This window comes from Aeromonas sp. s3 (assembly GCF_040907805.1).
Taxonomy (GTDB): domain Bacteria; phylum Pseudomonadota; class Gammaproteobacteria; order Enterobacterales; family Aeromonadaceae; genus Aeromonas; species Aeromonas dhakensis.
Genome location: NZ_JBFOCQ010000006.1, coordinates 165358 through 178983 on the forward strand (window position 1 = coordinate 165358; position 13626 = coordinate 178983).

General features: G+C 61.6%; 13 protein-coding genes. 5 read left to right on the forward strand and 8 right to left on the reverse strand.

The genetic code is table 11. The features are described from left to right. Positions 1-6: 6 nt before the first annotated feature. The 5 genes from AB5Y98_RS01455 to AB5Y98_RS01475 form a co-directional block, all read right to left on the reverse strand. A complete protein-coding gene (locus tag AB5Y98_RS01455) occupies positions 7-2220 on the reverse strand; it encodes a chemotaxis protein CheA (protein ID WP_368231178.1) in 2214 nt (737 codons plus the stop codon). Between the two features lie 26 nt (positions 2221-2246). Further along, a complete protein-coding gene (locus tag AB5Y98_RS01460) occupies positions 2247-2573 on the reverse strand; it encodes an STAS domain-containing protein (RefSeq protein WP_042049606.1) in 327 nt (108 codons plus the stop codon). A 14-nt stretch (positions 2574-2587) separates the two neighbouring features. Then, on the reverse strand, positions 2588-2956 hold the full coding sequence (locus AB5Y98_RS01465; RefSeq protein ID WP_005303778.1) for a response regulator: 369 nt from the start codon (positions 2954-2956) through the stop codon (positions 2588-2590). A gap of 9 nt (positions 2957-2965) precedes the next feature. Then, positions 2966-4180 (reverse strand): methyl-accepting chemotaxis protein, encoded by a 1215-nt coding sequence (locus AB5Y98_RS01470; RefSeq protein WP_368231180.1) that lies wholly within the window; start codon positions 4178-4180, stop codon positions 2966-2968. Positions 4181-4479: 299 nt separating this feature from the next. Further along, positions 4480-5568 carry a ketoacyl-ACP synthase III gene (locus AB5Y98_RS01475; RefSeq protein WP_208200449.1) on the reverse strand — a complete coding sequence of 363 codons (1089 nt, stop codon included), beginning with the start codon at positions 5566-5568 and terminating at the stop codon, positions 4480-4482. A gap of 201 nt (positions 5569-5769) precedes the next feature. Between AB5Y98_RS01475 and AB5Y98_RS01480 the strand changes: the two genes are divergently transcribed. The 4 genes from AB5Y98_RS01480 (at position 5770) to AB5Y98_RS01495 (ending at position 9886) form a co-directional block, all read left to right on the forward strand. Continuing rightward, positions 5770-6711, forward strand: a complete 942-nt coding sequence (locus AB5Y98_RS01480; RefSeq protein ID WP_324038818.1) for a LysR family transcriptional regulator — start codon at positions 5770-5772, stop codon at positions 6709-6711. A gap of 128 nt (positions 6712-6839) precedes the next feature. Then, positions 6840-7448: a LysE family translocator gene (locus AB5Y98_RS01485; RefSeq protein WP_026140962.1), complete on the forward strand. Its 609-nt coding sequence runs from the start codon at positions 6840-6842 to the stop codon at positions 7446-7448. 102 nt (positions 7449-7550) lie between these two features. Further along, complete coding sequence (locus AB5Y98_RS01490) at positions 7551-9410, forward strand: U32 family peptidase (protein WP_368231183.1); 1860 nt, start codon at positions 7551-7553, stop codon at positions 9408-9410. A 104-nt stretch (positions 9411-9514) separates the two neighbouring features. Continuing rightward, on the forward strand, positions 9515-9886 hold the full coding sequence (locus AB5Y98_RS01495) for an ASCH domain-containing protein (protein ID WP_099359014.1): 372 nt from the start codon (positions 9515-9517) through the stop codon (positions 9884-9886). A 144-nt stretch (positions 9887-10030) separates the two neighbouring features. On the opposite strand, the gene AB5Y98_RS01500 is transcribed toward AB5Y98_RS01495, so the two are convergent. From AB5Y98_RS01500 to AB5Y98_RS01510, 3 genes are all read right to left on the reverse strand, one after another. Beyond that, a complete protein-coding gene (locus AB5Y98_RS01500) occupies positions 10031-10819 on the reverse strand; it encodes an SIR2 family protein (RefSeq protein ID WP_368231185.1) in 789 nt (262 codons plus the stop codon). Positions 10820-10944: 125 nt separating this feature from the next. Next, a complete protein-coding gene (locus tag AB5Y98_RS01505; protein ID WP_099359016.1) occupies positions 10945-11424 on the reverse strand; it encodes a methylated-DNA--[protein]-cysteine S-methyltransferase in 480 nt (159 codons plus the stop codon). Beyond that, complete coding sequence (locus tag AB5Y98_RS01510; RefSeq protein WP_368231187.1) at positions 11421-12986, reverse strand: AlkA N-terminal domain-containing protein; 1566 nt, start codon at positions 12984-12986, stop codon at positions 11421-11423. Before AB5Y98_RS01510 ends, AB5Y98_RS01505 begins: the two co-directional genes overlap by 4 nt. 201 nt (positions 12987-13187) lie before the next feature. Between AB5Y98_RS01510 and AB5Y98_RS01515 the strand changes: the two genes are divergently transcribed. Beyond that, positions 13188-13589 (forward strand): glyoxalase/bleomycin resistance/dioxygenase family protein, encoded by a 402-nt coding sequence (locus AB5Y98_RS01515; protein ID WP_368231188.1) that lies wholly within the window; start codon positions 13188-13190, stop codon positions 13587-13589. The last annotated feature ends 37 nt before the right edge of the window (positions 13590-13626 follow it).

Consider the following 13626-nt stretch of genomic DNA (forward strand, 5'->3'; position numbering starts at 1 on the left):
CTGATGTTAATTGACTCTTGGTTGGGATTGCAGACGTGGAATGGCGTACTGGCTCAGCTGGCCCAGCTCCTGGTCGATGGCATGCTGGATCAGAGAGGGAATATCCAGAATGAGGGCTACCTCGCCGCCACCCAGAATGGTGGAGCCGCTGATCCCCTGTAGGCGCTGGAACAGCTTGCCGAGCGGCTTGATGACGGTCTGAAACTCTCCCAGCAGCTCGTCGACCACCAATCCTGACTTCTTGCCGCCGTGGCTGACGACCACGATATTTTCCCGGCGACCACGGGTTCCCTCGACATCGAAGTAGTGCTGCAGCCGGACAAATGGCAGTACTTCACCACGCAGATTGATGTAGTTGCGCCCCTGGGTATCGGCCAGCGCGCTCTGGGTCAGCTCCACGCACTCGATCACCATGTCGAGGGGGATAACGTAGTAAGTGGTGCTGACGCGCACCAGAAAACCGTCGATGATGGCTAGAGTCAGCGGCAACCGGATCTGCACCCGAGTGCCGAGGTCGGGCTTGCTGTCCAGCTCGACGCTGCCACGCAGGGCCTGGATATTGCGTTTGACCACATCCATGCCCACCCCGCGTCCGGAGAGATTGGTGATGGCCTCCGCGGTGGAGAATCCGGGCTCGAAGATGAGCTGGTAGATCTCCTGATCCGACAGGGTGGCATTGGCGGCCGCCAGCCCCCGCTCCTGTGCTTTTTGCAGGATCCTGGCTTTGTTGAGGCCGGCACCATCGTCCTGGATCTCGATGACGATGCTGCCGGAGTCGTGATAGGCGTTGAGGGTCAAGGTGCCTCGTGCCGGCTTGCCGGCCGCCAGCCGTTTCTCGGCCGCTTCTATGCCGTGATCCATGGCATTGCGCACCAGATGCATCAAGGGATCGCCGATCTTCTCCACCACAGACTTGTCCAGCTCGGTGTCGCCGCCGGTGATCACCAGCGCTATGTCCTTGTTCAGCTCGTGGCTGACATCCCGCACCACCCGCTGGAAGCGGTTGAAGGTATCGCCGATGGGCACCATGCGCAGGCGCAGGGCACCATCGCGGATCTCCTCGACCAGCATGGTAATGGTGGAATTGGCCTCCTGCAGCTGGCTGTCCCGTGAACGCTGGGCCAGCAGGTTGGCGCCGGAGCTGGCCACGACCAGTTCTCCCACCAGATTGATCAACTCATCCAGCTTGTCGGCGTGGACCCGGACATAACGCCCTTCCTTGTTCTTGTTCTCCTTGCTCTGATTCTGTTTCTTGAGCGCGGCGTCCACCACCACTTCATTGACGGCACCTTGGGCTATCAGGATCTCCCCCAGCTTGTTGGTGTCGGCCTGCGGCTGCTCATGTTGGGCTTGCAGGCCGAGCGCAAGCTCGCTGGCCGTCAGTGCGCCTGTTTTGACCAGCAGTTGCCCCAGCATCTCGTTGTCTTCCGGCAGGGCGTTGATGAGCGCTATGTACTCGGCGATCTTGCTGTGGGGCGGCAAGATGCTGATGAGACAGTCATCTCGCACGAATTCGAACACGTCGCTCAGGGCACTCTTGTCGGCCTGGGAGTCCAGATCAATCTCGTAGCCGAGGTAACAGCTCTCCGGATCGAAATGTTCCCACTCCGGCAGGGCATGGTGAATGGTCTCGATGGCGCAGAGGGTGCCCATGGTACCGAGGTAGCGCAGGAAAGAGGTGGGATCCATGCCGTTGCGCAGCACGTCAGGACCAAAGCGCAGGGAGATGTGCCACAGGGAGGTAGCGCTGACATGACCCTCCTCCTTGCTGACCGGATCGGCATCGGCAGGCTGGGTCCGCTCCGGCAGCGTGGTCTGGTTGCAGCTTTGGTGACGGGCCAGATTGCGCCGTAACTGCTCATCCTGAGCCTGTTCATCCGCACCAAGGGCTTCCCCCTGTTCAGCCACCAGGCTGACCAGGCGTTCGATGTGATCCCGACTCTCCAGCAGATCCCTGATGAGGGGGGCACTTATCGCCAGTTGCTGGTTGCGCACCTGATCGAGCAGGTCCTCGACGATGTGGGTGAAGCTGACGATGGGTTGCAGGCCGAACAGGCCGGCGGAACCCTTGATGGTGTGCGCCGCCCGGAAGATGGCGCCGATGAGCTCGCCATTGTCCGGGTCGTTCTCCAGGGTCAGCAGCGCGGACTCCATCTCCTCCAGCAGCTCGCGCGCCTCGGCGATATAGGTTTGCAGGGCCTGATCAAGATTGATGCTCACGAATGACTCCTTGTCCGCGGAACCGGTTAGGCGTGATCGGCGTGGGGAATGAGGGTGGGATCACCGAAGAAGGCCGCCAGCTGGCACAGCTCAAGGGCATCGAGCACGGCATGGCTGTGCATGACCAGATGCAGTGGATAGCCTCCCTGCTGCGCCGTCTTCTTGGCCGCCAGCAGCAGCTGCAAACCTGCGCTGTCCATTTCGCTGATCTGGGAGAGATCCAGTTCCAGCTCCTGCTGGCGATAGAGTAGGGGTGTGAGCGCCTGTTTCAGCTCGGCTGCCGTGTAGATGGTCATCTCGCCCGAGATGGTCACGACACTCTTGTGCTCACCCGTTTCGATTTGCAGCGGCATGAACGCCTCCCGGCTCAGGGCATGATGAGCTTGGCCACGGCAGCCAGCATCTGATCCGGCTGGAACGGCTTGACCACCCAGGCCTTGGCTCCCGCGGCCTGTCCCTCCTGCTTCTTGCTGTCCTGGGACTCCGTCGTCAGCATGATCACCGGAGTGAACTTGTAGCTGGCCAGCTTCTTGGCCTCCTTGACGAAACTGATGCCGTCCATGTTCGGCATGTTGACGTCACTGATGATGAGGTTGATCTTCTTGCCGTCGAGCTTTTTGAGGGCATCCTTGCCGTCACTGGCCTCCATCACCTCGTAACCGGCTCCCTTGAGCGTCATGCCGACGACCTGGCGTATGGTGGCCGAGTCATCCACGATCAGGACTGTTTTGGGCATATATCTCTCCTAGAAAAAAGTGACATCTGCATTGCTGGAAGGGGTTGCCGCCTGGTGCTGGCGACCATGATGAATGTTGCGTTGTTCATCGGTGGCGTATGAGAGCTCCATGTCCGCCAACCAGCTCTCCGCATCGATCCGGATGGGGCCTGACTGGTGTGTTCTGTTGCGAGACGAGACCAGGTGGTCGTTGAGGCTGTCCATGTTTTGACGCACATGGCTGAGGATTTGACTGACCCTATCCTGGAACTGTAACGAAACGATGACATCGGAGATCTCGCGATGGATCCCGCTGCTCTCGCTCTGCAGCAGGGCTGCGGATTCTGCCAGGCTGGTGGTGGCCATCCGAAAGCGTTCCAGTACCTGCTCGATGGCGTGCTCGGCATCGCTGACGGCAACCTGGTCGCGCCCGGCAGCGCTCTCGGCAATCTGGAAGGCGCGGCCGATACCGGCATTGATGGTGTCGACCTTGTCGGTCATCTTCTGGGCGGTCTCGCTGGAGAGGCGCGACAGGGTGCGCACCTCGTCAGCCACCACGGCGAAGCCACGACCAGCCTCACCGGCCCGGGCCGCTTCGATGGCGGCGTTGAGGGCCAGCAGGTTGGTCTGGGAGGCAATCTTGGCCACGTCGAGCGCCATGGTGTTGAGCTCTATGGTGTAGGCGGTGAGTGTCTTGATCTCAGCCAGCATGGCATCGCGGTTGGCCTGGGTGGAGTGCATGATGGTGATGACCTGATTGAGTTGGGCCTGACTCTGGGCCAGCACGGCGGCCATGCCGGCCGACTTCTCCCCCCCCAGATCGCCGGCGGCATTGTGGGAGGCAGCGACCGCCTCTTCCAGTTTGGTGGTCAGGCCGGCGAAGCGCTGGGTGAGATCGATCATGGCTCCTTCGGTTTGCTGGCGAGAGTTTTCAATCTGTTGCGACCAGATAGGCACCGCTTTTTCACATACCTGCTCGAGCCCGATGATGGAGTGGTTGAGTCCGTTATCGGCAAATGGGGGGGGCTGCGTCGCCTCACTCTCTGTGCCGGCGGGTTTGGCGTGGTAGTGGCGGGCGCCCCAGAGGGTGGCGGCCAGTGCAGCCGCCAGGTTGGCCAGCAGATAAGGGAGGGGGCTGCCTGCGAGCAGCAACAGCAGGGTGCTGAACAGGCCCAGGCCAAGGCCGCAAGCCCAGCTGACCGGCTCCCAGAAGGCTAAGGTGTGTGCCCGTGTGTTGTCTGTCATACGCAAACTGGCCCCTGCTCTTGAATGTGAAGAGGGTGAGCCGTCATTTCAGTCAGACCGAATGAGCCAAGCGCAACCCGCTAATTATCAATAACTCAGTAAGGTTAGCGCAAAAAAATCGCCTGGTTACAAATTGCTCTTTCTTGATTGGGGTTACTGAGAAAAATGGAATATGGAGGGGACGCTTGGCAGCTTGCAGCCCCTTGCTGGCGGGGAATGGCGTATCTGCACAATAAGGAAGGAGGGGAGAACGAAAAAGAGCCTGCATATGGCAGGCTCTCGGCGTTGTGCGGGCGGCTTTATGCCTCGTTGACGTGGGCTTTTTGGCACCCTTCCACGGCATGGGCGATGAGTTCGAGCGCGCTCTTGTCACACGGCGGCAGTTCGGCCTCGCACGCCTTGATGGGTGTCACGCGCTCGCCCCACTTGATGATGGCGGCGCCCCAGGTCAGGCCGGCACCGAAGGCTGCGGTCAGCAGATAGCTGTTCGGCTGGACGCGGCCCTGTTCCAGTGCCTCGCACAGGGCGATGGGCACGGTGGCGGCGGAGGTGTTGCCATAGTGCTCGATGTTGACCATCACCTTCTCCATCGGCGCGTTCATGCGCTTGGCGAGGGTCTCGATGATGCGGATGTTGGCCTGGTGCGGCACGATCAGATCGATCTGCTCCGGAGCGATGCCGGCCTGTGCCAGTACCGTGTTGGTGGCTTCGCCCATGCCGCGTACGGCCCGCTTGAAGATCTCCTGACCTTCGAAGTTGAAGGTGAAGAGGCCGTCGATGTCGGCAAAGCGCACCCGGTCGGTACCGAAGTTCGGCACGTGCAGGATCTCGCGCGCCTCGCTGTCACAGCCCAGCTTGTTGGCGATGAGACCGCTCTCCTGCTCGCTCGCCTCGATCACCACGGCGCCGGCGCCGTCGCCAAACAGCACGGCGGTATCGCGACGGGCCCAGTCCAGCAGATAGGTGAGGCGCTCGGCGCCGATCACCAGCACCTTCTTCATCATGCCGGTTTGTACCAGCGAGGTGGCGACCGAGAGGGAGTAGACGAAACCGGTGCAGGCGGCGTTGAGGTCGAACACGGCGGCATTGGTGGCTCCCAGCTTCTTCTGCACCGCGGAGGCGGCGCTCGGCAGCAGGTTGTCCGGCGTGGCGGTGGCCAGGATGATGCCGTCGAGGTCGCTGGCTTCCAGCCCGGCGCAGGCCAGCGCACGACGCCCGGCCAGGGTGGCAAGATCGGAAGTGCTGACATGGGAGATGCGGCGAGCCTTGATGCCGGTGCGCGGGTAGATCCACTCATCCGACGTATCCATGATGGTGCTGAGGTCGTCGTTGGTCAGTACGGAGGGAGGCAGGCATTTGCCCCAGCCTGTGATATTGGCGTATTTCATCTTGTTACCGCTTCTCAAGTGGATCGCCCGCGGGCGGAAAATCGCGCAATTATGCCGCACGGGGCAACCACTGTCATCTTGTGGTCATGGTTATCTGGCTGCAGGGCCCCGCCTAGTTGCGGGGCCGGCGGGAAATTTCGCTTAAACCACGAGGCTTGGCTGCCCTAAGATAGGGCTTTCGCCACTGGATGGAACCTCCCCTTGCACAAAGCCAATCTCAACCTGCTGCCCACCCTCAAGGTGCTGCTGGAGACCCGCAACATCAGCCGGGCGGCGGAGCTGCTGCACCTGAGCCAGCCCTCCATCAGCAAGCAGCTGGGCCAGCTGCGCAGCGAGTTTGGCGACGAGTTGCTGGTGCGGGAGGGGCAGCGCTGGCTGCTGACGCCACGGGCCGAGGCGCTGGCCGCCCAGCTGGCGGATTCCCTCGGTGCGCTGGAGCGACTCTACGAGGCTCCCGGTTTTGACCCGAGCCGCTGCGAGCGGGTGTTCCGGCTCGCCTCTTCCGATTACGTGGCCCAGCATATCCTGCCGGACATCTGCGCGGCGCTGGCCAGGGAGGCGCCGCTGGCAGCGCTGGAGTACAGCCTGTGGGACAAGCGCCTGCTGCCGCAGCTGTGGCAATCCGAGCTGGACATGGTCTCCACCATCACCGAACTGGTGCCGGATCAGATCCGCGGCCTGCATCAGGGGGAAGATCGGCTGGTGGTGTTGATGGGTAGCAACCATCCGTTGGCGGGGCGCTCGCTCAGTCTCGATGACTACCTCGCCTGGCCCCACCTGCAGGTGAGCGGCGGGGGCGACAAGGACAGCCCGGTGGAGCAGGTGCTGGCACCCCAGGGGTTGAGTCGGCGCTGGTTTGCCCGGGTGCCCTTCTTTCAGGCGGCGGTGGAGGTGTTGCTGCGCACCGACTGCCTGCTGACCACCCCGGCCCATATCGCCTGGCAGCTCTCCTGCGAGCATGCTCTGCACTTTTGTGATCTGCCGTTTGCCAGCCGCACCCAGCAGTATCATCTGCTGTGGCATCAGCGCCACCATCAGGATCCGGCCCACAAGTGGTTTCGCGAACTGGCCTATCCCTTCCTGCGCGAGCACCTGCAGCGCACGGTGGCGGCGAGCCGCAAGGTGTTGAACCCGCCCCGCTAGCAACAGACGCTTGTGTTGGCCTATAGCCATTGGCTATGGGTTCTATTCCCAACTTTCACTTCTGGCATAACCAGGGGCCCTTTACCCTGAGCGCAGACATTCATATTCCGCTTGAGACAAGGAACACCATGGAATTGACGAGTTGGCTGGCTCTGGCCGCAATCTGCGTGATGGGCGCCATCAGCCCGGGGCCGAGCCTGGCACTGATCATCCGCAACACGGTGCAGGGAGGGCAGGGGCACGGCGTGGCCACCGCCCTTGGCCACGGCTTCGGAGTCGGCATCTATGCGCTGATAACGGCTTTGGGCCTCGCCATCCTGATCACTCAGACCCCGCTGCTGTTTGACGTAATTCGCTACGGCGGTGCGGCGTTTCTCGCCTGGCTCGGGGTCAAGGCGTTGCTGGCCAAACCCGTCAAGGGGGAGGTGAGTGAAGAGGTGCACCAGCTGCGCGGTCGGCAAGGCGCCTTCGAAGGCTTTATGGTGGCCTTTCTCAACCCCCAGCTCGCGGTCTTCTTCATCGCCCTGTTCAGTCAGTTTGTGCATGCCGACACCGGCTGGCGCGAGGGGGGCATCATGATGCTCACCGCCGGTGGCATAGATGCGATTTGGTATGTGCTGGTGGCGCTGGTGCTCTCTCGTGGTCCCGTGCTGGCCTGGCTCAAGGCCAAGTCCTTCGTCATCGACAAGGTAAGCGGTCTGGTGCTGCTGGGGCTGGCCCTGAAGGTGGTGCTCTGATCCAATCCTGTATTTTGCGGTGATCTTAAGCGGGATCAAGGCGGGGAGGGTGGCAATGCCCTAGAGTGGCGCCCATTTGCTGTCCGCTCTGACTCCGAGACCATGCACCAGAACAAGCACCCGTTAAGCCACCACAACCGGTTGGAGCTACTGGCTCCGGCCAAGAACCTCGCCTACGGCATCGAAGCCATCAATCACGGTGCCGACGCCGTCTACATGGGCGGCCCCGCCTTTGGCGCCCGCAGCGCGGCAGGCAACAGCATAGAGGATATCGAAGCGCTGGCGCGCCATGCCCACCGCTTCGGCGCCCAGGTCTTCGTTGCCTTCAACACCCTGCTGCACGATCACGAGCTGGAGCAGGCCCGGCGGCTGACCCACCAGATCTACGAAGCGGGGGCCGATGCGCTGATCGTGCAGGACATGGGGTTGCTGGCGCTCGACCTGCCCCCCATCGCGCTCCATGCCAGTACCCAGACTGATAACCGCACCCCGGAGAAGGTGAAGTTTCTGCAGGATGTGGGCTTCTCCCAGGTGGTGCTGGCGCGCGAGCTGTCCCTTGCACAGATCCGCGAGATCAGTGCGGCCACCAATGTGCAGCTGGAGTTCTTTATCCACGGTGCGCTCTGCGTCTCCTACAGCGGTCAGTGCAACATCAGCTACGCCCGGACCGGCCGCAGCGCCAACCGCGGCGAGTGTGCCCAGCTCTGTCGGCTGCCCTGCTCGTTGCAAAAGCCGGATGGCGAGGTGCTGGTGGCTGACAGCCACCTGCTCTCTCTCAAGGACATGGATCAGACCGACAATCTGGAGGCGCTGATCGAGGCGGGGATCCGCTCGTTCAAAATCGAGGGGCGCCTCAAGGGGCTCGACTACGTCAAGAACGTCACGGCCTGGTATCGCCAGAAGCTCGACGCCATTCTGGAGCGCCGCAGCGATCTGGTGGCCGCTTCGGCCGGCCGCTGCAGCTACAGCTTCACGCCGGATCCGAAAAAGAGCTTCAACCGCGGCAGCACCGATTACTTCCTCCATGGTCGCCAGCCCGGGATCGACTCCACCCAGAGCCCGAAATACGTGGGCGAGCCGCTGGGCCGGGTCACCAGCGTCACCAGGGATGGCATCGAGATCGACGGCAAGCAGGTCACCCTCAACAACGGAGATGGCCTTGGCTTCTTCAAGCCGAACAACGAGCTGGTGGGAATGCGCCTGAACAAAGTAGAAGGTAAGCAGTTACTCCTGTCAGAGCGCATGCCGGGGCTGAAGATAGGCACGGAAATCTACCGCAACCACGATCAGGCGTTCAGCAAGGTGCTGGAGAAGGTGAGCGCCGATCGCCGCATCCGGGTCGATATGGTGCTGGCAGAGTGTGATGAGGGATTGCGCCTCACGCTTACCGACGAGCAAGGCATCAGCGCCGCCGTCACGCTCCCCTGTGACAAACAGCCGGCCGACAATCCGGAGCGGGCGCTGCAACAGGCGCGCGATCAGCTCGGCAAACTCGGCAATACCCTGTTCGTGGCGAGCAAGGTTGAGTTGGCGTTTACTCACCCGCTATTCATTGCCGCATCCATGCTCAACGGTTTGCGCCGGGATGGCATCGCCGCGCTGGAGGCTGCCCGTCTGGCCGGCTACCAGCGCCCCGAGCGGCGCATCGCCCTGCGGGATATCCACTATCCCCAGCACCGTCTCTCCTACCTTGGCAACGTGCTCAACAGCGCGGCCGAGCAGTTCTTCCGCGAGCACGGGGTGGAGCGCATCGCCCCCGCCTATGAGGCGAACAAGGAGGAGCGGGAAGTGGTGCTGATGATCACCAAACACTGTATCCGTTACAGCCAGAACCTCTGCCCGAACGAGGTGCCCGGCCTCAAGGCCGAGCCGCTGGAACTCAAGATGGGCAAGGAGACCTTCCGCCTGCGCTTTGACTGCAACCGCTGTGAAATGCATGTGATGGGGAGTTTGAAACGCTGAGGAGCACGATGCCGCCAGGTTCCATGGCTCGGGCAGTGTGGCCCATTTGGGATTGAGTTATCATCCTGTGCCAGGGGGCCCCAGCAAGCTGCAAGGAAGGACCTATGCTCGCACTCTCCATCGTGGCGCCCCATGGTGCCAATATTGCGTCGGGCAAGAAGACGCTCGAGGTTCGCTCGTGGTTGCCTCCCTCACTGCCCATTCGCGACCTGCTGATCGTTGAAAATGGCCGATACCTCAGCGCCGATCATCCTGTGGATCCGGCCGGTCGAGCGGTCGCCCTGGTTGATATCGAGGAGGCCCATGAGTGGCAACCCGATGAGGTGTTGGCCGCCTGCTCCGGGGGCTGGGAGCCGGGTTACTTTGCATGGCGGCTGTCCAACGTGCGCCCTGTGGTCGATGGGCCCGTCTTGCCGGCGCAGAGGAAGTTGTATGAGGTAGACGGCTCGGGCGTTCTGGGCGCACATTGCGGCTAAAACAGGGCTGGGCAGAGGAACAGGCATCGGCTTGTGGGGTGATCCCCATGGAGAGTGTTATCGGAGGTGGTGAGGTGGCCGCACAGCCCCTTCGATACTGCACAGAGCAAGCCTGGTGCGGGGAGGTGCCTTCAAGATTTTCAATTATTGGAATTTATTCAGAAACGCCTCTAATGCCTCTCCTGGGTTCTCTTTTTCAGATGAGATCATGCTGATCCCCCATTGCTCAAGGACGGCCTCTTGTACCGGATTCGACTTGGCCGAGAAAATATACGATTTCGGCTGGGCATCACCCGCCCGGTTGGCTTTCCATAATTTGGAAAGTTTGTAAAATAAAAGCCTCAGGTTGATATCGGCCAAGCTATACCCGATAAACAACACTGATTTACCCAGCACATCCGAACGCAGTTTTATATCCAGTGGTGTTTCGAATTCAAGCCGCTCAAAATAGCTGGTCTCATCAATGACAATGGACTTGTCATCATCAAAATCACCATGGAATTTTACAACTTGTACCTTGTCACTTTTTATTCTGGTAAAGTCTGATACCGATGCGATTTTGGTAAATGGCTTGCCGTAATATGCGAGGGCATGCTCTATCCAGCGGTCATAGTTGGTGGTATATATTATCGGAAAGTTAGCTTTGGCAATGTATTCATGGACTTTGGATGTTGAAATATCGATGTCAGGTGAATGCCAAACTCTGTCCATCCAGCTTCTTAAAGGGCCTATGCTGCCTTTTTGTAAACGATAATATTCTGCCAGCGCATAGTGATCGCCAAAAGATTTGTATATTTCAGGCTCATAGCCAAGATCCTTGGCGATCTTGTCGAGCAGGGTTGACCATGATGGAAGGCCAAGGTTCATCGATACCCCGGCCCCAACAAAAAGAATGACGTTGCCTTGTCTAAAGGCCGATAGTAGCTGATCCATATTTAATCTCTCCTTAATAAATATGGTTCTGCCACTATACTCGGGTTAGAAAAATCGATGAAATCGTAAATCTGTGGTGGATATTATTTTATGATAGATAGTGTCTATGGCTTATAGGCATTACATTATCTTTCACTGATATTCTCCAGTTGCAACAACGCCTTTTTAATCTCCAATCCCCCCGCATAGCCGGTCAGGCTGCCGTTCTGGCCGATCACCCGATGGCACGGAATGATGATCGAGAGCGGGTTGCGGCCGTTGGCGGCACCCACTGCCCGCACCGCATTGGGCTTGCCGATGGCGCGGGCGATGTCGCTGTAGCTGCGGGTCTCGCCGTAGGGAATGTCGCACAGTGCCTGCCAGACCGCTTGCTGAAACGCCGTGCCTCTTGGTGCGAGCGGCAGGGTGAAGCGTTGCAGGCGGCCGGCAAAATAGGCCTCAAATTGCGCGAGAAAAGGGGCCAGCGCCGTCTTGTCCTGTTGCCAGTCGCGCATGTCGGGCAGTGCGCGCAGCCCCGCCACAAAGTCCACGTGCACCAGACCGCGCTCGTCGATGGCCACCAGCAGATCGCCGCAGCGGCTGGGCAAGAAGTCGTAACGGATCATGGGGTTGTCTCCTCTGCTTGGTTGTCGCTTGCTGCGCCGCCTGGTGCTGACTCGGTCAACAGTGCTGGCTGCTCGCTCATGGCATGCCACAGCCAGCTCGCCGCGTAGCCGCGCCAGGGCCGCCACCTTTCGCTGTGGGCCAATACCGCTTTCACCGGCAACTTGGTGCCGCCCCCCAGCGCCTTCAGTAGCACCAGATCCGAGGCGGGGAAGGCATCCGGGTCCAGCCCACAGCGCAGCCGCCAGTAAGCCACCGTCCAGGGGCCGATGCCGGGTAGTGCCAGCAGTTGTTCATCGCTGGCGCAGGTCAAGTTCAACTCGCCGCTGGCCAGCGCCTGTGCCAGCCCCTGCAGCGTTCTGATCCGGCTGCAGGGCATGCCGATACCGTCCAGGTTCAGCTCGCACAGCTGGGTGGGGGTGGGCAACTGCGCCACCCCGAATTGCGCCTCGGTGCGTGCCACCAGTCGCCCCAGTATGGTGATGGCCCCCTTGACCGACACCTGCTGGCCGATGATGGCGCGCAGCATCACCTCGTACTCGTCCCAGCCGGCGGGCAGCCGAACCCCCGGCCAGCGTGCCTGCAGGCGTGCCAGCCGAGGATCCTGCCCGAGCCGCGCACCGATGCGCTGCATGTCGGCATCGAGATCCCACATCCGGCGCACCCGATACAGCAGATCAGGCAGCGCGGCGGGCGGCAGATCATGGACGCTGAGCTGCAGGCTGTGCCCCTTGCCCTGGCTGATGCGCACCCGTGCGAGCCGATCGCCGACCCGGTGCAGGCGTTCATACACCTCGCCATCTACCCGTTCCAGCCCCGGAATGGCGCGCAGCCGGTAGAACGCCAGCATGGCCGCTACGTCATAAGGGGGGCGGTAGGGCAGTTGCAGCGTGAGCATCGCCCCATCCTCGGTCTGTGGCACAGCCTGCGTCAGGGCGGCGGCGTCGCCGGTTGGCTCGCTCTGACGACGCAGCGCCCGCGGCGCCAAGCCGTACGCCTGCTGCCAGGCGTCGTTGAAGCGGCGAATGCTGGCAAAACCTGCCGCAAACGCGATGTCGGTGATGGGCAGCCGGGTTTCGGTCAACAGCCGCTTGGCGAGCAGCAGCCGGCGCGTCTGCTCCACCTGTTTTGGCGAAGCACCGAGGTGCTGCTCGAACTGGCGGCGCAGCGTGCGCTCACTGATGCCGGCCTGTTCTGCCAGGGTAGTGAGCGAGCCTTCCGCCAGTTCGCCGCGATCGATTCGGGCCAGCAGGCGCGCCAGCGTCGGTGGCAGATCGCCGAGGGCGGCGGGCGCGAGCTCAGGCCGGCAGCGCAGGCAGGGGCGCAGGCCGTGCTGCTCGGCTGCGGCGGCGCTTTGGAAGTAGCGCACGTTGTGCTCGTGCGGTGGCCGCGCCGGACAGACAGGCCGGCAGTAGATGCCGGTGGAGAGCACGCCGGTAAAGAAGCGGCCGTCGAAACGTGCATCGCGGGCCAGGCGGGCGGCATGGCACTGCTCGGCGCTGAGCGGCAGGCCTGACTCATGCTCTGGGGCCGGCGGCATCGTCATGGCGGGATCTGTTGGCATCGGTGGCTCCTTGCGCCGAAAACGGGGTGGGCACGGCGGCCCGGATGAGTGAGAGACTAAGCAGGAACGGGGGCTATGACTAGCCAGAAACGGACAGCAATTGAAATAAAGCCGATGCCGCGTGCACGGTATGAAAAACAGATCGGTTTGATGGGGCAAGTGTGCGAATCTGGGCTGACAACATCCAAGGAGGAGAGAGCCATGCCAGGACCCGCACGTGCCGGCGCCCTGATCTATGCCAGGGATCCCGGCCTGCTGAGCCACTTTTATCGCACCCTGCTGCAGATGGAGATCCGCAGCCAGAGTGGCGAGCTGATCGTGCAGGAAAACGCCGACATCCAGCTGTTGCTGCACGCCATCTCAGCCCCCTATGCGGAACAGGTGGTCATCACCACGCCGCCGCAGCTGCGCGAGCAGGGCGCCATCAAGCTGTTCTTTACCGTGCCGAGCCTGGCCTGGGCGGAAGCGAAAGCGGCCGATCTCGGCGGAGGCTTGCTGCCGCAGCAGTGGTCCGGCCCAGGTTTTGTGGTGCGTAATGCGTTTGACCCCGAGGGCAACATCCTGCAACTGCGCGAGTTCACCGGCGTGCCGGACGGGCGCTGAGGCGCCACGCCGCCATGAAAAACGGGGCCGCGAGGCC